Raw genomic sequence first — 17,883 nt, 5'->3', positions numbered from 1 at the left:
CCCTGGCTTGCTGCGGTAAGTGGCACCAGTCCGACCGGAGAAGACCCATGCTCAAATGCCTCTATCTGCAGCAGAGCTGGCTGGAGATTCTGGAGCAGGCGGACAGCACTTTCTCGCGTGGCGCCAATCACCTCTGGCTGGATTTGCAGTGGTATATCCATCAGGCGATATTCTGGCCCTTGAGCCGGAAGCGCTGGAGAAAGCAGACAGCGAAGGCCTGGATGCCACGCTCCACTGGCTGCAGACCCGGCCAGGAACCGACTCTATAAGAGACAAATGGCTGCTGCGTCTGCTGATAGCCGGTGTGGCCGAGCAAAAGGGCAAAAATGAACTGGCCCTGCATCTGTTGGATGAACTCGACAGCGCCGCACAGTCAATCACCCTTACGCAGTGGACACAGGCACTGCTATTTGAAGTGAAATTGCGTCGCCTCAGACTGCTGCCCATAAAAGCCACGCGCAGTGAAACCGATAAATCACAGCTTCAGCCGGAGATGGACCAGCTTCTGTCCGGTCTGATTGCGCTCGATCCGGCAAGCAGTGCGGTGCTTTGCGGATAACCCGGACAGAATTCAGCTAAAGGGAAAAATATGGCAGCAGAAGGCTTTTATCTGGTGCAGGGCGACAAAACGACCTGCGGAGGGAGAATCACCACGGGTGCAGAAGATCACACGCTGTTTGATAAACCTGTAGCCCGGGAACAGGACAGTGTGACCTGCGGTAAACATGCCGGGCTTTTCAAGATAGCCGGTGGCATTGACAACGATACCATTCACGACAGGCGGATGGCCGGGACTCTCGACAGCTACAGTACTTGTCCTTGTAAAGCGAAGTTTATTCCGTCTATGTGGAATGATACGTATGAGAAAAATGGGGGGGCGGGATCACCTTCCACGAATTCACTAGCGAAAAATGCGGCGCAGCTGCTTAACAATGCTATAGATAGCACCCATGCTGCTCAAAGTGACTTTGCGGGAATGTGTTTTGCGGAACCAAATGAATTGCGTAATGGTGTTTTTCTTTGGACAGAAACACAGGGAGCAGGGCATGTCTTCGTTTCAATTCACGTCAATAGCACCGTTTATGTGTTTACATATGGTAGGTATGATCAGGAAGGGTTTAGCCCTTTTGGCGAGGGCGTATTAATTAAATACTCCGGTGAAAAAGCTGATACGTTTTACTCAAAAGAACTCTATCGAATGGGATCGTCAGTTTATAAAATACTAGACGTTGATGAAACAGACACGTTATCAATATTTAGTTCTTTATGGGCGTCCAGTGATGTTCGTCCTGATGGTGAGAACACTAACCCTGATATAAAAGAAAATGGTCGTATCATTGATATCTATAATCTTGCTGTCAACAATTGTACGACAACAACAGTGACAGGCCTTAAAAAGGCAGGTACAGAAATGTTCGATGTGAAATTACTTAATTTATTTGGCTACAGTGAGGATTTTGCAATCCCCTCATCTTTGAATGACTATCTGATGGATTTATCCAAAAATCCTGCTGATATGCGAGTGATAAGAATGACTGATGAATTTATAGCTAAGTATCATAACTCTTCTGATTATAAGAAAATTGAAGGCGCTGGCAGTGGTAACGAGACAGCCGGTACGATAGGTAAGGGAAGTGGGCTCGCAGGGAAGGGATCAAGCGGCTATGCTCCGACCACATTCACCCAATCCCAGGGAGTAGAGAATGATTAAGAAGCTACTGTTTGTTTTTCTGCCTGTAGCGCTGTTTTTAGTTGTCAGTACAGGTGTACTTTCTCTTTCATTTATGGATATAAAATATACTTATGAACCAGCGTTAATTGGCTCTCATCTGGATTATCTTGTTGGCGAAACCTATTCCATAGCCTGGTTGTTCTACGGTGTGTTAAATGTTGCGTTTATAATAATATATGTTATTTCTTTTTTTATTTTTAACAGGCTGAGCAAAAAACATCGATCTTTATCCTCTCAATGAACTGCTGTGACAACGATACCATTCACGACAGGCGAATGGCCGGAACCCTTGACAGCTACAGCACCTGCCCCTGCAAGCGAGGTTTATTCCGTCTATGATGGATGATACGTACGAGAAGAGCAGTGGAGCTTCCGCTGGCGAATCGGCAGCAGGCTTTACGGCCGCCCCGACGCAGACCTCTCTTGAATTACCGAGTTATTTGACAGGTGAACAAAAACCGACAGGGTTTGTGCCTGATTATCCTGTGTTAAGGAATACGCATGATTTACCTGACGGTAATTTGAGAGCAATGTTAAATGCGAATAACAATAACGTAATGTTACTTACATTGGGGGAAGTGTTTGAGTATTTGACATCTATGGGATTCTATAAGTCAGGGTGGTCATTTATTTCCCAAAGCAAACCCGGTGAATTTGTTGTTAACTATGGCACGAGCATAAAAGACGCGTATTCCACCTCGAAAATATTATACCAGTTAGGTAGTTTTGGTATAACTGCAACCGTGTATGTTAACCACAAGGGAACAGAGCTAATAAAAATAAGTGGTTATTCGGGGGCCAGGAAAATACTAAATGCACCAGTGTTCGCCGCAAAAAACCCTAAAATGATCAAGTATGGAATAGGGAGGTACGGACTCAATAACGCGATAAAAGAAGGTTTTCTTTTTGGTTTGATTTATGTGTCTGTGGCTGATTCTGTAGATTTCATTTTCAATGATGAGACTACCTTAGCGAAATTCATTGGAAAGTGGGCTGTTGATGTGGTTAAGGTCGGTGTTTCATCAGCGATTACTTGGGGAACTGGTGTTTACGCTGTAGGAGTATTCTCAACAATTGCAGCACCAATAGTTGTTGTGCTGGTTGCAGGTGCATTATCCGCATGGGCACTCAATAAATTAGATGATGAATATAAAATTACAGAAAAAGTTGTTTCTCTTATTGAATCGGCGCAGCAGGAATTTGTTGAGAAAGCAAAGAAAATGGAGAAAGGCTTATGGGATTTGGGCGCAATGTATGTTGATGGTATGCTTGCTCATGGGAAAATGGTTATTGAATATGAGGTAAAAAAATACATAAGGCAATCATTATACAATTTTGAAAAGGAGTGGTTTTGATGCAGGGCTTTCCATTTAAAAGTAGGGTTGGAATGTTTTTTGGTATGCTGTGTCTTTATGTGCCTTTGACCTTGGGGGGAGGGGTACTTTCCTTGACTACGCTTAAAGAGTATTTTGCATTTCCATCTGAATTATCATTCTCATCTTTTTTTGTTTATGGTTTTTCTGCTGTGTTTATCTTGACTCCTGTCGCCTTTTTTTCTTTATGGCCTATTTTTCTGGGGCGCAGAGTTTCAATTGAGATGCAAAGGTATTTAACTAAGTACATGATTGCAGTGTTCTTTATTACTGTCGCCTTTCAGATTGGATTTAAAGTTTATTTTACAAATAAGCTTGAAGATAAAGGATATGTTGCCTGTCCAGGTGCTCCGAAAGCCTGGGTGCCTGGCATGGCAACAAGATACGTAAAAAACATCCAACTTTGCAGTCAATAACCTCCTGATTGATTATCTGGCCTTAAAAATACCTGGACGTCAGACTATAAAAACGCTGTTTAATGGTTTTTTTGGGTGTGTATATAAATTTAAAAAAAAGTTGGAGCTGTAGCTGCCATTACTTTAAATTTTCTGGATGGAAACTTTAGTGTGACTGACAAGGCTGTGGCCTATATATAATCAGTACAACAGGCACTCGCAAATAAAGACAGAGAACAAATTAAAGAGACTGAAAGCGACTTGCCAGATCCTGACGCAATGTTCGCAGATCAAAAAGATAACGCTTCAGCCGCTGTCGCTGGAGCGGGCCAGCCTGGTGATCGATACCGATGGCCATTCGGTTGTCACGCTGCGTTTTAACTGTAGCCAGCTTGCAGACTGGAACCGTATCGATTTAAGCCATATTTCGTTCTGTTTCAATGCCGACGCGCTGCTGGCGTGTGCGATGCACGAAGCTTTCACCCTGAACGTGGCCCGGGTGTGGCTGCGAATGCCGGGTAACATGGACAGAATTCAGCTAAAGGAAAAAATATGGCAGCAGAAGGCTTTTATCTGGTGCAGGGCGACAAAACGACCTGCGGAGGGAAAATCATCACGGGCGCAGAGGATCACACGCTGTTTGATAAACCTGTAGCCCGGGAACAGGACAGCGTGACCTGCGGTAAACATGCCGGGCTTTTCAAGATAGCCGGTGGCATTGACAACGATACCATTCACGACAGGCGGATGGCCGGAACCCTCGACAGCTACAGCACCTGCCCCTGTAAGGCGAAGTTTATTCCGTCGATGATGGATGATACGTACGAGAAGAGTAGCGGAGCTTCCGCTGCAGAACCAGCAGCAGGTTTTGCAACACCTGTGCAAACTTCGCCAGAATTGCCGAGTTATCTGACCGGTAAGCAAAAGCCAACTGGATTTGTACCTGATTATCCAGTTTTACGAAATACTCATGATTTTCCCGATGGTAATTTGAGGGCTATGCTAAGGCAAAGTAATCAGGATGTGATGCTGCTCACTCTTCCAGAAGCTTTCGAAATATTGTCCTCGTGGGGGGCATGGAAACACGGATGGGTAGCAATAACAGAAAGTGACCCCGGACAAATAGTTGTTAATTATGGAACCAATATCAAGGATGTTGTGACTGCATCTATGTTGATCAACCAATTGGGAAGCTTCAGCATAAAAGCAACAACATATGTAAACCGCAACGGTACAGAACTGATAAAAATAAGTGGTTATCCTGGTGTAAGGAAGATATTGAATGCGCCTGTGTTTGCGGCTAAAAATCCAAAGATTGTTGATTTGGGAATTGGTAAATATGGGTTTGCAAAATCTGTTGTTGAAGGAGCACGGCTGACATTTTATGTTGCAGCCGCTTACAGGACTCTTGATTTCATTTTGAACGATGAGAAATCTTTAGCTGAATTTATAGGATCTCTGGCTACTGATGTAATGAAAATCGGTATTGTATCAGTAGTCACATTTGTTGTTGGAAGTGTCGTAGTAACCCCGTTGATTGCATTTAACCTTGTAATAGTCATTGGCGTTGGATTTTTTGCTGCCTGGGGTTTAAATAAGCTGGACCAGAAGTTTGGTGTGACAGACAAAGTAGTTGAGTACATTGATGCGGCTCAACAAGAATTTGCTGAAAAAGCCAGAGAAATGGAAGATGGTTTTTGGGACTTAGGTGCTATGTTTGCAGAGAAGATGTTAATTAAAGGCAAGAAAATTATAGAGTCAGAAATTAGAGGGTTTTTGAGAAACTCAATTGACGATATTACAAAGAGGATATACTAACATATGACGAAAAAAATCAATGCTTTTTTTTCAATTCTTATATTGTTGGTTGTTTCTATCCTGTCGTTTTATTTTTGGTTGAGCGAGGTCTTTGATTTCCTCAAGTTTCATGATGAAATTATTTTTTCGTGGATGTCATTAAGTCTTATATCAATACCAATTATGTTTGTGTTTCCTTTATACTGGTTTTACCTTTCGCTCCGATATGAGCAAGAATACGCACTTAAAAAAGTGAATAAAATTATGCCGCATTTCAAGTGTATGTGTGTGTTTGCTTTTGCTTTGTCATGTACTATTTCGTTTGGCTATTTGTCAGCACTTAAAAGCAAAGGTTACATTCTTTGCTCAGGAGTGCCATCTGGATGGACACCCGGAACGGCCAGAAAGTATGTGGTCGATAAAAAATTATGCTTCAGTTCGGGTAGGCAGCATGAAAGATAGAATTCGTGAATTTTTCGCTATAGTGATCATTCTTGGGTCGTGAGCTCTGAGCTTTTATCTTGGAAAAGGTATATTTAAAGAATATTCCAGCTTTGGTGATGAAATTGTTTTTTCATGGTTAACCGTTGCTTTGGTTGTGTTGCCTTTCGTGATGCTATTCCCACTGGCCTATTTTATTCTGGTTCTCTTCAGGGGAAAAGAGTTTGCTTTCAAGAAGATGGATTACTATATCGTTTATTTAAAATGGGGTTGCATTGCTATCGTAATACTGGGTCTGTTGTACTCCATTCTCTATCCCAAAGAGCTGATTAGCAGAGGATATGTACGCTGCAATGGAATTCCATCGGGCTGGATGCCAGGCACAACCACTTGTTATGTAAAAGAAATATTCTCCTGTAAACCATATTGATGAGCGACCTTTTTTATTTGAAGTCGCCTGTCGGTTTTTGGAATTCCCTTAATCGCTCATCACGCAGTAATTAACTAAACAGAAACTATTATGGATGATTTAACCCTGCGTTATTACGACGCCGAAATGCGCTACCTGCTGGAAGCCGGTGAAGAGTTTGCTCGTGCTCACCCCGAGCAGGCGGCAATGCTCAATCTTGATAAAGCGGGTGCGCGTGACCCGTACGTGGAGCGCCTGTTTGAAGGCTTTGCCTTTCTGATGGGACGACTGCGTGAGAAGCTCGATGATGACCTGCCGGAACTGACTGAAGGGCTGGTCAGCCTGCTGTGGCCGCATTATCTGCGCACCATTCCGTCAATGTCGGTGGTGGAGTTCACTCCTGACTGGCGCGAAATGAAAGAGCAGATGCGCATTGACAAAGGTTTCGAGGTGAACTCGCGGCCGATCGGGGAGAAAGGCACACGCTGCCGGTACACCACCACCAAAAAGATAACGCTTCAGCCGCTGTCGCTGGAGCGGGCCAGCCTGGTGATCGATATCGATGGCCGTTCGGTTGTCACGCTGCGTTTTAACTGCAGTCAGCTTGCAGACTGGAACCGTATCGATTTAAGCCATATTTCGTTCTGTTTCAATGCCGACGCGCTGCTGGCGTGTGCGATGCACGAAGCTTTCACCCTGAACGTGGCCCGGATGTGGCTGCGAATGCCGGGTGACATGGACAGAATTCAGCTAAAGGAAAAAATATGGCAGCAGAAGGCTTTTATCTGGTGCAGGGCGACAAAACGACCTGCGGAGGGAAAATCACCACGGGCGCAGAGGATCACACGCTGTTTGATAAACCTGTAGCTCGGGAACAGGATAGCGTGACCTGCGGTAAACATGCCGGGCTTTTCAGGATAGCTGGTGGCATCGACAACGATACCATTCACGACAGGCGGATGGCCGGGACTCTCGACAGCTACAGTACTTGTCCTTGTAAAGCGAAGTTTATTCCGTCGATGATGGATGATACGTATGAAAAGAGTGGGGGTAGTGCAAATTCTGCTGAGGGAACAACGGCAGCTACAGCCACTTTATCAGCAACTACTCCACCAGTAACGACTACCGGGCAGTCGTCAGATCTTAAGAGTAAACTGCATTGTCGTCATACTGACGGCGCTATAAAGGTTGCTGACTATATACTCAATGAAATTAAAACCAATGTCAGAGGTCGGATTGCAAATGTTATAAGAGGTTATATCGATGATGAAACCATGAAAAACACATTAAAATAATGGAATAATCTACCTTTTTACGCGAAATTAGCTCCTCGTCCTGAGCCTCATCTTTCTGAAGCTATAATTGTTTGGTATCAAACAGTGAAAACAGGTTCCGTGTGGGATCATAAGCCAAAAATTCGTGATATGTTTGGTTCAGTAGCTGTTGCGCGACCCCTCCCTGGTAATACTCCATCTAAGTCTTATTATCATAAATATAAACATTATGATTATTTTTATGATATTTGGTCAAATATCCACTATGGGTATGTCGGTCTTAGTGTTGGGTTTAAGGAAAATTTATTGTTGTCGGGCTCGATATGGGAGCAAAACATGACCCCAGGAGCTGTCGGAAATGATACATTGGATGATGTGACTAGCATGAAAATTGGTTTTTCGTTGTATCATCGGCATGGGAAAATGGCAGATACACTAACCACTCAGGATATTCTGAATGCTTTGGATAGCACAGCTGAAGAATCACTTCCAGTTTCTAAGCAGAAGCACTGGTGCTGGAATAATAAAAACCCTAAAAAAATCGAGCCGTAGATGCCATGAAAAAAAAGCGATATTAACATTCATCTTTCTTCTTATTGCAATTCTTGTGCTTTTTTTTTATTCCTGTAAGGCCGGTAGTCATCGTTCAGAACACAACGAAAGAACGTGTGTATTTGTACATCAATGAGAGTGTTTACGGTATCGAACCAACTCCTGAGGAAGTTGATGAAATAATAAGGGATCGTCCTGATATAATCGAGTCGGGAGAAGAGGTCAGGATAAAAAGCTCTTTTTCATCCATAATAATGGATAATTATGAATTAAGTATTGGTTGGTCAACCGGTGGGCGGTTTGAGTATAATTCAAATGGTGGCGGTGGGGTAGGTTTTCGTTTGTCATCGAAATCAAATATATGTTCTGCAAAGCTAATAATACAGCCAGGGTATAATCACTTTAAAATGGTTGATCAAGAACAGGATATATGTCTTAAAAAGCTTTCTTTTATTAAAGGTAACCATTAAGAAATGCAAAATTGATTGAGCTTGATTAGAGTGAAAGCGACGACCAGATTTCGTCACAAAGGCGGAATGATGCGTCATGAAGCGCCGGAATATTACTACCACACCCGCGTGCCAAATACGGCCACGCCTGAAAAAAATAACTGTTGTCCTGCTGGCGTAGAACGTCCCCGGCGAGCTGCGCTATGCCATTGATGTCGAGCTCAAGAGTATTGGCCTTGTGCGCTATGCAACAGAATTTGCACCAGAAGGACGGGTTCTTCTGCGACATCTTAAGCAACAGCAGTATCTCGACACGACAACTCGTATGTAAGGCAAGATAACACTATGTCAGTAAAATCACAGTTTCTCAAAAAATTGCAGGCCAGACAGCCCGCTGCGGCTTCATTTGTCAGTAAGAATCAGGCTTGGTTGATTTTAGCGCTCCTTGCATAGCGGAACCGGAATGAGTAATCGTTATTTTTTTGCCTGTTAGTCATTGCGTATTTACCTGGCGAAACAGTCAATAGCTGACAGGAAAAAATCCCGAAATAACGAAATAAATCACGGATCCGGAAATGCGAAAACCCGACAGCCAATATGCGTTCCTCTTTTATATGGCGATCAAGGCCGGATAAGGGGTTATCGGCGTCAATCGATAGTTCTGAGATATTAATACTGTTTATAAAAGGAATAATTTTGAATAATTTTGTAAGAAAAATGGATAATGTTCTTTTGTTAGTACTGACCGTGCTGGCTTTATCGGGTTGTGCAACAAAAAACCTGAAAAATGACATAAAACACCATGAAAATGGCCGGACGTTGTATAACAATGATGTGATCACTGCAGCAACCATCACCGAATCGGGAAAAGAAAATTATAGCTGGGTTTTTATTGGCAATAATTTTGATTATGCCCTTACCTCAGGCGCGAGTGATTTTTTGCGTACACTGGTGTCTGGTAAAATTGATAAGGCCAGAGTCAGGGTATCTGAAGATGGTACATTCACGCTGAATAAAGAAAAAATCAGTTCAGCGGGGAGGTTACCCTGAAATATAGCTATCGGGATCAGGCTGAGAAAATGCTAATCTTAAATATCCTAAAACTATCAGAGTGGTATTGCACCGGTAATAATAAAGGTGCTGGTGAGTGCGAAATCAAACTCTCTGGTCTGCAGGGAACCATACATCAAAAAGCGCATGTTCCTGCTGATGTCTTCCGGTTTGACCATCCGATTAAGGTGAAATTCTATACCCGCAATACTCTCTCCGCGAAACGACTTCTCTATCCGGCTGCAGTGGCAACGGACGTTGTGCTGTCTCCACTGTACCTTCTTGGCGGTGTCGCTGTTTTATCTGTCTACGGCATTATTCTACTGCATTAATAGTTATCCATTATTTTTGTGGGAGAGTTCAGCGGCTTGAGTAATGAAAGAACTGTCAAGGAGGATTAATGAGGAAATGTGCAGGTATACCTGCGCGCCATTAAATTGATGGTGATGACATCTGACGCCATAGCTACCATATTTAAAGTATGCGGTGTTTTCACTATATTTTATCATTGGCAGTAAACATTAAAATGCCAGATGGTGAATTTTTTCTGATAAATGGACTATCAAATTACAATATGACTCTTTACGATATTAAACCAAAATTTCAGGATTTATTACGGCCTTTAGTCCGCGTGTTATTTGTCCGGGGCGTAACGGCCAATCAGGTGACCGTCAGTGCGGCAGTCTTCTCGGTAATACCTGGCGCAGGGCTGATGCTATTTCCCGACCCCCGCCTTTACATTTTACTACCTATCTTTCTGTTTATTCGTATGGCACTGAATGCGATAGATGGCATGCTGGCGCGAGAGTTTAATCAGAAGAGTCAGCTCGGAGCCATTCTTAATGAGGTCGGGGATATCATAGCTGATGCAGCGCTTTATCTGACATTTGCATTTTTAACCGGGGTATCACCGTGGCTGGTTGTGCTGGTGGTGTTGCTGTCGTGGTTGACGGAGTTCTGCGGCATCATCGCCCAGACGCTGACGGGTAGCCGAAATTATCGTGGTCCGATGGGTAAAAGCGACCGTGCCTTTGTTTTGGGGGCTTTAGGTTTGTTTATCGCGCTTTGGCCGCAGTACAGCATCGTGACCAATATCGTCTTTAGTGCCTCGGCAGTGCTTCTGGCCTGGACCTCGATCAATCGTTGCCATAGCGTGCTGGTGGTCAAAAATGCCTGATTCTCTGTACACATTGTATTACTGCCTCGGCGGGTTCTTCAGCATTTTATTGCTGGCGACTGTTATCCTCTGCGTCTTAAAAAAATGCTGCCCGCAGCGCGACTGGCTTGAGCTTCAGCAACGTATCAATAGCTGGTGGGTTATTGTTGGCTTATTTTCGCTGGCTATGCTTTCACCCAAAGGGCTGGCGCTCGCCTTCTTCGGTTTTCTCAGCTTCCTGTCACTGAAGGAATATTTAACGCTGGCACCTACCCGCCGCTCCGACAGCGTGCCGTTGCTGTGGATGTATGCCGCGATCCCGCTGCAATATATCTGGGTGGGCATGTCATGGTATGGCATGTTTATTATCTTTATTCCGATTTACGTCTTTTTATTCCTGCCCGCCCGCATGGTGCTGGTAGGCGATACGAAAGGATTCGTGCACTCTGCATCCGTCATGCACTGGGGCATGATGACTACGGTCTTTGCTTTAAGCCATGTAGCTTTCCTGATGATGTTGCCAGGCGTGGATACTAAAGCTGGCGCATTACTGGTGATATTTTTGGTGGCGACCACCGAGCTTAACGACATAGCGCAATACCTGTGGGGGAAATCGCTGGGTAAAATCAAGGTCACGCCGAAGGTCAGCCCGAATAAAACGCTGGCCGGATTGCTGGGGGGCGTGCTGACCACTACGCTACTGGCTGCCATTTTGGGTCCGCAGCTCACACCCATGAACTGGCTCCATTCGTCAGGGGCTGGAGTGATTATCGGTCTGGGCGGGTTCTGTGGCGATGTTGTGATGTCGGCCATCAAGCGTGATTTTGGCGTGAAAGACTCCGGGAAACTCCTGCCGGGGCACGGGGGTATTCTTGACCGCCTGGATTCGCTGATTTACACCGCGCCGCTGTTCTTCCACTTCTATTACTACTTCTACGTATAAGGGGCGCAGATGAACCGTTTACTGCGCTGGATCTTTACCCTGTGCATCGCGTACCCCGTAGTCTGGATTTGGCTGGGCGTTCGCGTGTCTGGTCGAAAAAAGCTGCCTGTGGAAGGCCCGGCAATTATCGTGGCGAACCACAACAGCCATCTGGATGTGTTGACGCTTTTCACGTTGTTTCCACTTTCAACGCTGGTGAACGTGCAGCCCGTGGCGGCGGCAGATTATTTCCTGCGAAACAAAGTGGTTGGCTGGTTTGCCCTGAAGGTCATAGGCATCATTCCTGTTTATCGCGGAGCCCATCAGGCAAATCCGCTACAGGCCTGTATTGATGCGCTGGCAGCAAAGAAAATTGTGATTATTTTCCCTGAAGGCACGCGCGGCGAGCCGGGGAAATTCTCAGAGATCAAATCCGGCATCTGGCATTTAAGCCAGCAGTGTCCGGAGGTGCCGATTATCCCCGTTTACATGCACGGCCTGGACCGTTCGATGGGCAAAGGGCAGAAAATCCCCGTCCCGTTTTTTATCGACATCTTCATTGACGAACCGCTTTTTTACGACGCGTCTAAAGTCACGTTTAAACAATCGTTATTCACTCGTTTCGTCACATTACAACAGCAGGCGACAAGGAAAGTCCCATGAGTCAGGAAGCACGTTTATTTCAGGAAAATACATTCGTAACCAGCGATGGAGAGTCGCTCTATTTTCGCCATTGGCCAGCAATGAAAGGTAACGGTAAAAAAGTGATTGTGCTGTTTCACCGTGGACATGAACACTCCGGACGGCTGCAGCACATTGTCGATGAGCTGGTCATGCCCGATACGCATTTTTACGCCTGGGATGCTCGCGGTCACGGTCAGTCTCCGGGCGATCGTGGTTACAGTCCAGGCCTGGCCCGCTCCGTTCTGGACGTGGATGAGTTTGTGAGTTTTGTGGCGAAGGACGCGCAGGTCAGCCTCGAGGATATCGTAGTGATTGCGCAGAGCGTGGGAGCAGTTCTGGTATCCACCTGGGTTCACGACTATGCGCCGAAAATTCGGGGAATGGTGCTGGCTTCTCCGGCTTTTAAAGTCAAACTGTATGTGCCGTTCGCTCGTACGGGCCTTGGGTTGATGCAGCGGCTCCGAGGTCTGTTCTACGTTAACTCCTACGTGAAAGGGAAATTCCTCAGCCACGATCCGGAGCGTGTCGCCAGTTTTGAGCAGGATAAACTCATCACGCGGGCAATCGCGGTGAATATTCTTCTCGATCTCTACAAAACGGCTGAGCGCATTGTTTCCGACTCTGCCGCCATTACACTGCCGACTCAGTTGCTTATCTCTGGCGATGATTTTGTTGTGCATGCGAAGCCGCAAAAACAGTTCTACGCCGGTTTGCGCAGCGTTATCAAAGAGCAGCATATTTTGCCTGGCTTCTATCACGATACGCTGGGCGAAAAAGATCGCGCCCTGGCCTTCGATAAAATGAAAACCTTTATCGACAAACTCTACGCGGTTCAGCCTTACACCTTCGATTACAGCCATGAAGACCAGTGGAGCCCGAGCGGCGACGCGTACCGTGAGCTGCAGGCACCGCCCAAAGCACACTCGCTGGAGGGCATGTTCTATTCCTCATTGAACTATGGCATGAAAACGATCGGCAGACTTTCAAAAGGTATGCGGCTAGGCTATGAAACGGGCTTTGATTCCGGCAGTACGCTGGATTATGTGTACCGTAACTATGCGGAAGGCAAAGGTATTCTGGGGCGCATGATTGACCGGCACTACCTCAACAGTATCGGCTGGCAGGGGATCCGGGTACGAAAAGTCAATATCCAGCAGGTCATAGAGCAGGCGGTCACAAGGCTGAAAGAGAGTGATATGCCGGTACGTGTGGTGGATATCGCGGCTGGGCACGGGCGCTATGTGCTCGACGCACTGGAAAAACATCAGGATATCGAAAGCATTCTACTGCGCGATTATAGCGACCTGAACGTTGAAAAAGGGCAGGCCTTGATTGAAGGGCGTAGGTTGAGCCACCTCGCTCAGTTCAAAAAGGGTAATGCCTTTGACTATGACTCTCTTGCCACGCTTGATCCCGCGCCGACACTGGGGATCGTTTCCGGGCTGTACGAACTCTTCCCGGATAACGCCTTGATTAAAGCCTCACTCGCCGGGCTGGCTGCAGCAATACCACCTGGCGGCGTACTGGTCTACACCGGGCAGCCCTGGCACCCGCAGTTAAAAACCATCGCTTATACCTTAACCAGCCATCAGAACGGCATTCCGCGGATGATGCGTGTGCGTAGTCAAAAAGAAATGGATACGCTGGTGGAACAGGCGGGCTTCGAGAAATGTCATCAGGCGATTGATGAATTTGGTATTTTCACCGTCTCACTGGCCGTGAGAAAGCAGCATGGTTGAGTCGCCGCTAATGCAGAACAAATGCAGCCTCTGGAAACAGGGGCTGTGCTGGCTGGTGCTGTTGGGACCGCTTTTTTTCTTTAGCTATGGGCAGGTGAATCAGTTCACGGCCACGCGTCATGATGTGGGGAGTGTGGTCTTGGGTTGGGAACATGCCATCCCGTTTATGCCGTGGACCATTGTGCCTTACTGGAGCATAGACCTGCTGTATGGTATTTCGCTGTTTATCTGTACATCAAAGCAGGAACTGACTCGCCATGGCTGGCGGCTGCTTGCCGCATCGCTAATTGCCTGCTTAGGCTTTCTTCTGTTCCCGCTGAGATACACCTTTATTCGCCCGGAAACGCAGGGGATGTTTGGCTGGCTGTTTCAACAGCTCGAACAATTTGATTTGCCTTATAACCAGGCTCCATCGCTGCATATCATCCTGACATGGCTGCTATGGCTGCGTTTTCGTCAGCATCTGGGAAAAGGCGCAGGGCTGCTTTCTGGTGCGTGGTTTTTACTGATAGCTGCGTCTGTAATCACCACCTGGCAGCACCATGTCATTGATGTAATTAGCGGGTTTGTTGTCGGGGTGATGATTAGCTATGTCATTCCGGTTGAAGGCCGTTGGCGATGGCGGCGCCCGTCTGCTCACGCCTTGCTGCTCGCCATGAAATACTGTGCTGGTGGGATGGTGTTTTTACTGGCGGCATTATGGCGCTCACAGGGCTTCATTTTGCTGTGGCCTGCTGTGGCATTATTGGTGGTGGCAGCGGGCTATGCCGGACTCGGCGTGTCGGTGTTCCAGAAAGACAAAAACGGCGAGTTAAGCCTCTCTGCCCGCTGGCTGTTGTTTCCCTGTTTAGCCGGGGCATGGCTTTCAAAAAAATGGTTTTCCCGACGAATAGCCCTGAGCAACGTTATTTATGACGGCATGGCATTGGGCCGGTTTCCGGACAATACCGTGGCGCAGGCCGCTGTCCTCGACCTGACGGCTGAATTTCATAAAATCAGTTGCAGGACAAAGTGCTGGGAAGCTTATCCGATGATGGATTTAGTTGCACCGGAAATTCAGAGTATCCGGCAGGCCGTCGCCAGGCTCCGCCGGTTGCGGCAAGGACATAAAAGTGTCCTTGTGTGCTGCGCCTTAGGCTTATCCCGCAGCGCAACCGTTGTTGCGGCCTGGTTGCTGAATGAAGGGCATGCCAGGTCTGTAACGCAGGCTGTGGCGCTAATCAAATCCCGGCGCCCTCAGGTGGTACTGACGCCCGCTCATATCCAGGTTCTGGAAAGATTCAGCAGGGAGCTGCAATGTCATCAGGTATCACCATGACCAGAAAAATCATGCAAATTCATCTGTCGAGCTGGCGCTATTTCGCTGCTCTGACGCTGCCGCCGTTAGCACTGATTTTTAACCTTTTGTTTTCAGCCGATTGCGTGTTGCTGATGGGACTCTTTTTGCTGACTCATTACTACTGCTGGCGTCTATGGCTGGATGAACGACTTTTTCAGCTCATTGAGAGTGAAAACGACCTCATTGAGTTTGATAACGGGATTGCGCATTTGTGGGCAAAAAGAAAGGGGAGCACTCGCTCTCTGGTTGAGCGTTGGTACGGGGCTAAGATTTTATTTTATAAAGCTATTTTTTCATTGTTGATGCTGTGGCTTTTTTCATCGTGCATGATCATTTACAAGATTTCAGGTTGAGTAGTCAGGACTCAAATGACTTTGAATCCCCGTATGCTTTTAACGTTAATTTTTAAGGTATTACATCATGAAAATCCCCTGTAAGCCGTCGTTTTTAAAAGGGTGTAGGATAAAGAGCCTTTCAGCAACAGGCTGATTTAATACATCGCTGCCCCAGCGGGGATACAGGCTATTGATTCAAAGGTGCTGGTAACTTTAAGGGCATTTTGGAACCATTGAACAGGACAAGCTCTCACTTAGGCCCCAGGCGCTTATTGATTCACATTGAAGTGGGTAAACATCAGTTGATGTCACATAGCCAGGGCGAATGGTCAATCACTGATTACAAGGGGTTTTGTTGAATTCGGTACATAACACGAGATGTGTACATGGTGTCCCCTGCAGGAATCGAACCTGCAACTAGCCCTTAGGAGGGGCTCGTTATATCCATTTAACTAAGGAGACAGCGGCAGGATAAACGGGGGCGTTCATCCAGTTGCGTATGTTACCGTAAGTGTGGCTGCGCCTCAAGGCCTTCATTTCTCAACACGTTTTTCCCTGTACCGGTCTTTGCAACATATGGTGGCAAATTGAACGCATTGGCGTTTAAACAGGCGAATGGCAAATAATGCACCGGAAATACGTTCCATTTCGCCTGGGTTTTAAGCAAAAGTCACGAGCCCGCCACGATGGCAGGCTCAAGCGGTTCAGATGAACAGTTACCAGAACCAGCAGGATTAATAGCGAGACGATCGGCGGCCAGCGTAGCTAAAGACGCCTGGAGAACTTTATCCGTATCGAAAGGAAGGGTGGTTCTGTTAACGATTATTTGCCGTACGTTTTCTCCAATGGGCTTGAAGATAGTATTGCTCTGTAACGCATCGTTATAATTTATATTGGTAGAATAAAAGATACTGACGAGTTTTTTATTTAGCGCGCAGGCGACATGGACAATAGCTGTTTCCACCGAGATAACGAGATCGGCCTTATTGACCAACGAGAGGGTATGCCACAAGGAATCGAAGGCGCAGATAAAAACATTGTCTGAGGCATGATCAAGCGTCGCCAGCTGGTGCTTCTCACCCGTAATAAAAATGTTGCAATCCACACTATGCTGCAGCTTTGCAATAAGATCGAAGATTTGCTGTCGCGTCATGGTTCTTTCGCTCACGCTGGCGAAAGGACTCAGCACAATCAGGGTTTTTTTAGCATATTTCTGCAGGCAGTCTTTGATAAACGCATCGCTAAAAGACGAGGGGTTTAGCCAATAGCGCAGTGTATTACATGGATGTCCCAGCGCTGCCAGCAGCTGTTTTTGCGGATCGGTAATATGAAAGTTATCGGCTAAATCCAGCGTGATATGATAAGGACGCTTCAACCAGCCACCGATGCTGATGGCATAGCTATAATTAATCCGCGACAGCAGTTTTATCTCCAGAAGCTCCTTGCGCTGCATCCAGGAGTACATGCTGATAACGATATCGCTATCGATTTTCTCCAGCCGGTCAATATGATTGACATCGACGATAAACACGTCATCGACACAGTCCAGCCCTTTAAAAAATACCTCGCTTCTGGTCTCGGCGATGATTTGTACTCTGTAGCCCAAATCCTTTAATTTTCGCCATAATCCGGTATGGCATACCGCATCGCCAATCCCAAGGTTAATAAAAGGAAAAACCACGCGCTGCGGCGCCTGAGGGATTTTTTCATGCTTGTTGGCGCTACGCAGAAGCATGGCTGACAGCACCAGCCGAAATCTTCTTTTTTGCTCGTGAAGGTAACGATTTCTTTGCCGGTTAAGTCTTTTTAACGCGCCAGGCAGTTCTGACAGAGACAGGCTCATTCGTAGGGGCACTCCTTATACGCCTCGGGTTTTTCATCCGTGAAAAAATAATGCGATAAAATAAAACCAACCATTAACCAGGAAGAAATAAAACAAATTAAAAACATGTATTTTACTTTATTGTGATGATGGCTTTGCGGAAGGTTATAGTAACAGATAATAGCAGTGCCGCAAGGAAGAGGAAATTCTGCTGCCGGTATTTGCAATATTGTTTATTAATTATTAAGGTAGTTTTTTGTTATTTTTATTTTTGATTCATTTTAAATGTGAATATTGGCTTTATTATTTATAATAAAATATATAAAAGTTTCAGCTTTGATAATATTTTTGTAGCTGAGTAGCTGAGTAGCTGAGTAGCTGAGTAGCTGAGTAGCTGAGTAGCTGAGTAGCTGA

The 17,883-nt window shown here is 46.1% G+C and carries 16 protein-coding genes, 1 tRNA gene and 6 pseudogenes; 21 read left to right on the top strand and 2 right to left on the bottom strand.

The window, feature by feature from the left end:
* Nucleotides 1-38 precede the first annotated feature (38 nt).
* The 21 genes and pseudogenes from AB6T85_RS12580 to AB6T85_RS12480 form a co-directional block, all read left to right on the top strand.
* A pseudogene (locus AB6T85_RS12580) lies at nt 39-559 on the top strand (type VI secretion system domain-containing protein); the annotation flags it as partial.
* A gap of 30 nt (nt 560-589) precedes the next feature.
* Entirely contained in the window at nt 590-1,711 is a 1,122-nt protein-coding gene (locus AB6T85_RS12575; RefSeq protein ID WP_369895739.1) for a PAAR domain-containing protein, read from the top strand.
* Entirely contained in the window at nt 1,704-1,973 is a 270-nt protein-coding gene (locus AB6T85_RS12570) for a hypothetical protein (protein ID WP_253459621.1), read from the top strand. The genes AB6T85_RS12575 and AB6T85_RS12570 overlap by 8 nt, the downstream gene beginning before the upstream one ends.
* 8 nt (nt 1,974-1,981) lie before the next feature.
* A pseudogene (locus tag AB6T85_RS12565) lies at nt 1,982-3,087 on the top strand (PAAR domain-containing protein); the annotation flags it as partial.
* Entirely contained in the window at nt 3,087-3,521 is a 435-nt protein-coding gene (locus tag AB6T85_RS12560) for a DUF1240 domain-containing protein (RefSeq protein WP_369895874.1), read from the top strand. The pseudogene AB6T85_RS12565 and the gene AB6T85_RS12560, both read left to right, overlap by 1 nt.
* A gap of 271 nt (nt 3,522-3,792) precedes the next feature.
* Nucleotides 3,793-4,032, top strand: a pseudogene (locus AB6T85_RS12555) (type VI secretion system baseplate subunit TssF); the annotation flags it as partial.
* Between the two features lie 20 nt (nt 4,033-4,052).
* On the top strand, nt 4,053-5,318 hold the full coding sequence (locus tag AB6T85_RS12550) for a PAAR domain-containing protein (protein ID WP_369895738.1): 1,266 nt from the start codon (nt 4,053-4,055) through the stop codon (nt 5,316-5,318).
* A gap of 3 nt (nt 5,319-5,321) precedes the next feature.
* On the top strand, nt 5,322-5,759 hold the full coding sequence (locus AB6T85_RS12545; protein ID WP_301289674.1) for a DUF1240 domain-containing protein: 438 nt from the start codon (nt 5,322-5,324) through the stop codon (nt 5,757-5,759).
* A 46-nt stretch (nt 5,760-5,805) separates the two neighbouring features.
* Nucleotides 5,806-6,168 carry a DUF1240 domain-containing protein gene (locus AB6T85_RS12540; RefSeq protein WP_369895872.1) on the top strand — a complete coding sequence of 121 codons (363 nt, stop codon included), beginning with the start codon at nt 5,806-5,808 and terminating at the stop codon, nt 6,166-6,168.
* Between the two features lie 90 nt (nt 6,169-6,258).
* Nucleotides 6,259-6,891: pseudogene (locus tag AB6T85_RS12535) on the top strand (type VI secretion system baseplate subunit TssF); the annotation flags it as partial.
* A 20-nt stretch (nt 6,892-6,911) separates the two neighbouring features.
* Nucleotides 6,912-7,973: pseudogene (locus tag AB6T85_RS12530) on the top strand (polymorphic toxin type 44 domain-containing protein).
* Between the two features lie 44 nt (nt 7,974-8,017).
* Nucleotides 8,018-8,443 (top strand): immunity protein TsiR, encoded by a 426-nt coding sequence (tsiR, locus tag AB6T85_RS12525; RefSeq protein WP_502092368.1) that lies wholly within the window; start codon nt 8,018-8,020, stop codon nt 8,441-8,443.
* 121 nt (nt 8,444-8,564) lie between these two features.
* Nucleotides 8,565-8,753 (top strand): annotated as a pseudogene (locus tag AB6T85_RS12520) (type VI secretion system baseplate subunit TssE); the annotation flags it as partial.
* Nucleotides 8,754-9,118: 365 nt separating this feature from the next.
* Entirely contained in the window at nt 9,119-9,472 is a 354-nt protein-coding gene (locus AB6T85_RS12515) for a YidX family protein (RefSeq protein WP_369895735.1), read from the top strand.
* A 29-nt stretch (nt 9,473-9,501) separates the two neighbouring features.
* Entirely contained in the window at nt 9,502-9,804 is a 303-nt protein-coding gene (locus tag AB6T85_RS12510; RefSeq protein WP_369895734.1) for a YidX family protein, read from the top strand.
* Nucleotides 9,805-10,046: 242 nt separating this feature from the next.
* Nucleotides 10,047-10,649: a CDP-alcohol phosphatidyltransferase family protein gene (locus AB6T85_RS12505; RefSeq protein WP_253461259.1), complete on the top strand. Its 603-nt coding sequence runs from the start codon at nt 10,047-10,049 to the stop codon at nt 10,647-10,649.
* Complete coding sequence (locus AB6T85_RS12500; protein ID WP_253459642.1) at nt 10,642-11,571, top strand: phosphatidate cytidylyltransferase; 930 nt, start codon at nt 10,642-10,644, stop codon at nt 11,569-11,571. Before AB6T85_RS12505 ends, AB6T85_RS12500 begins: the two co-directional genes overlap by 8 nt.
* Before the next feature lie 9 nt (nt 11,572-11,580).
* Complete coding sequence (locus tag AB6T85_RS12495) at nt 11,581-12,213, top strand: lysophospholipid acyltransferase family protein (protein ID WP_253459645.1); 633 nt, start codon at nt 11,581-11,583, stop codon at nt 12,211-12,213.
* Nucleotides 12,210-13,973: a bifunctional alpha/beta hydrolase/class I SAM-dependent methyltransferase gene (locus AB6T85_RS12490; protein ID WP_369895733.1), complete on the top strand. Its 1,764-nt coding sequence runs from the start codon at nt 12,210-12,212 to the stop codon at nt 13,971-13,973. The genes AB6T85_RS12495 and AB6T85_RS12490 overlap by 4 nt, the downstream gene beginning before the upstream one ends.
* Nucleotides 13,966-15,291 (top strand): phosphatase PAP2/dual specificity phosphatase family protein, encoded by a 1,326-nt coding sequence (locus AB6T85_RS12485; protein ID WP_369895732.1) that lies wholly within the window; start codon nt 13,966-13,968, stop codon nt 15,289-15,291. The genes AB6T85_RS12490 and AB6T85_RS12485 overlap by 8 nt, the downstream gene beginning before the upstream one ends.
* Nucleotides 15,270-15,665: a hypothetical protein gene (locus AB6T85_RS12480; protein WP_301253488.1), complete on the top strand. Its 396-nt coding sequence runs from the start codon at nt 15,270-15,272 to the stop codon at nt 15,663-15,665. Before AB6T85_RS12485 ends, AB6T85_RS12480 begins: the two co-directional genes overlap by 22 nt.
* Before the next feature lie 369 nt (nt 15,666-16,034).
* Here AB6T85_RS12480 and AB6T85_RS12475 read toward each other — a convergent pair.
* Both AB6T85_RS12475 and AB6T85_RS12470 read right to left on the bottom strand, forming a co-directional pair.
* Nucleotides 16,035-16,109 (bottom strand) — tRNA-Arg (locus AB6T85_RS12475).
* Nucleotides 16,110-16,317: 208 nt separating this feature from the next.
* Nucleotides 16,318-17,490 (bottom strand): glycosyltransferase family 9 protein, encoded by a 1,173-nt coding sequence (locus AB6T85_RS12470; protein WP_369895731.1) that lies wholly within the window; start codon nt 17,488-17,490, stop codon nt 16,318-16,320.
* Between the last annotated feature and the right edge of the window lie 393 nt (nt 17,491-17,883).

The organism is Erwinia aeris, from assembly GCF_041224955.1.
GTDB lineage: Bacteria > Pseudomonadota > Gammaproteobacteria > Enterobacterales > Enterobacteriaceae > Erwinia > Erwinia aeris.
This window is presented reverse-complemented; position numbering and strand designations above follow the sequence as displayed.

Bases quoted from the DNA above. Each gene is read 5' to 3' on its own strand.
- AB6T85_RS12575 (WP_369895739.1), top strand. From the start codon at position 590: ATGGCAGCAGAAGGCTTTTATCTGGTGCAGGGCGACAAAACGACCTGC.
- AB6T85_RS12560 (WP_369895874.1), top strand. From the start codon at position 3,087: ATGCAGGGCTTTCCATTTAAAAGTAGGGTTGGAATGTTTTTTGGTATG.
- AB6T85_RS12500 (WP_253459642.1), top strand. From the start codon at position 10,642: ATGCCTGATTCTCTGTACACATTGTATTACTGCCTCGGCGGGTTCTTC.
- AB6T85_RS12510 (WP_369895734.1), top strand. From the start codon at position 9,502: ATGCTAATCTTAAATATCCTAAAACTATCAGAGTGGTATTGCACCGGT.
- AB6T85_RS12545 (WP_301289674.1), top strand. From the start codon at position 5,322: ATGACGAAAAAAATCAATGCTTTTTTTTCAATTCTTATATTGTTGGTT.
- AB6T85_RS12480 (WP_301253488.1), top strand. From the start codon at position 15,270: ATGTCATCAGGTATCACCATGACCAGAAAAATCATGCAAATTCATCTG.
- AB6T85_RS12470 (WP_369895731.1), bottom strand. From the start codon at position 17,490: ATGAGCCTGTCTCTGTCAGAACTGCCTGGCGCGTTAAAAAGACTTAAC.
- AB6T85_RS12505 (WP_253461259.1), top strand. From the start codon at position 10,047: ATGACTCTTTACGATATTAAACCAAAATTTCAGGATTTATTACGGCCT.
- AB6T85_RS12550 (WP_369895738.1), top strand. From the start codon at position 4,053: ATGGCAGCAGAAGGCTTTTATCTGGTGCAGGGCGACAAAACGACCTGC.
- AB6T85_RS12490 (WP_369895733.1), top strand. From the start codon at position 12,210: ATGAGTCAGGAAGCACGTTTATTTCAGGAAAATACATTCGTAACCAGC.
- AB6T85_RS12485 (WP_369895732.1), top strand. From the start codon at position 13,966: ATGGTTGAGTCGCCGCTAATGCAGAACAAATGCAGCCTCTGGAAACAG.
- AB6T85_RS12495 (WP_253459645.1), top strand. From the start codon at position 11,581: ATGAACCGTTTACTGCGCTGGATCTTTACCCTGTGCATCGCGTACCCC.
- AB6T85_RS12570 (WP_253459621.1), top strand. From the start codon at position 1,704: ATGATTAAGAAGCTACTGTTTGTTTTTCTGCCTGTAGCGCTGTTTTTA.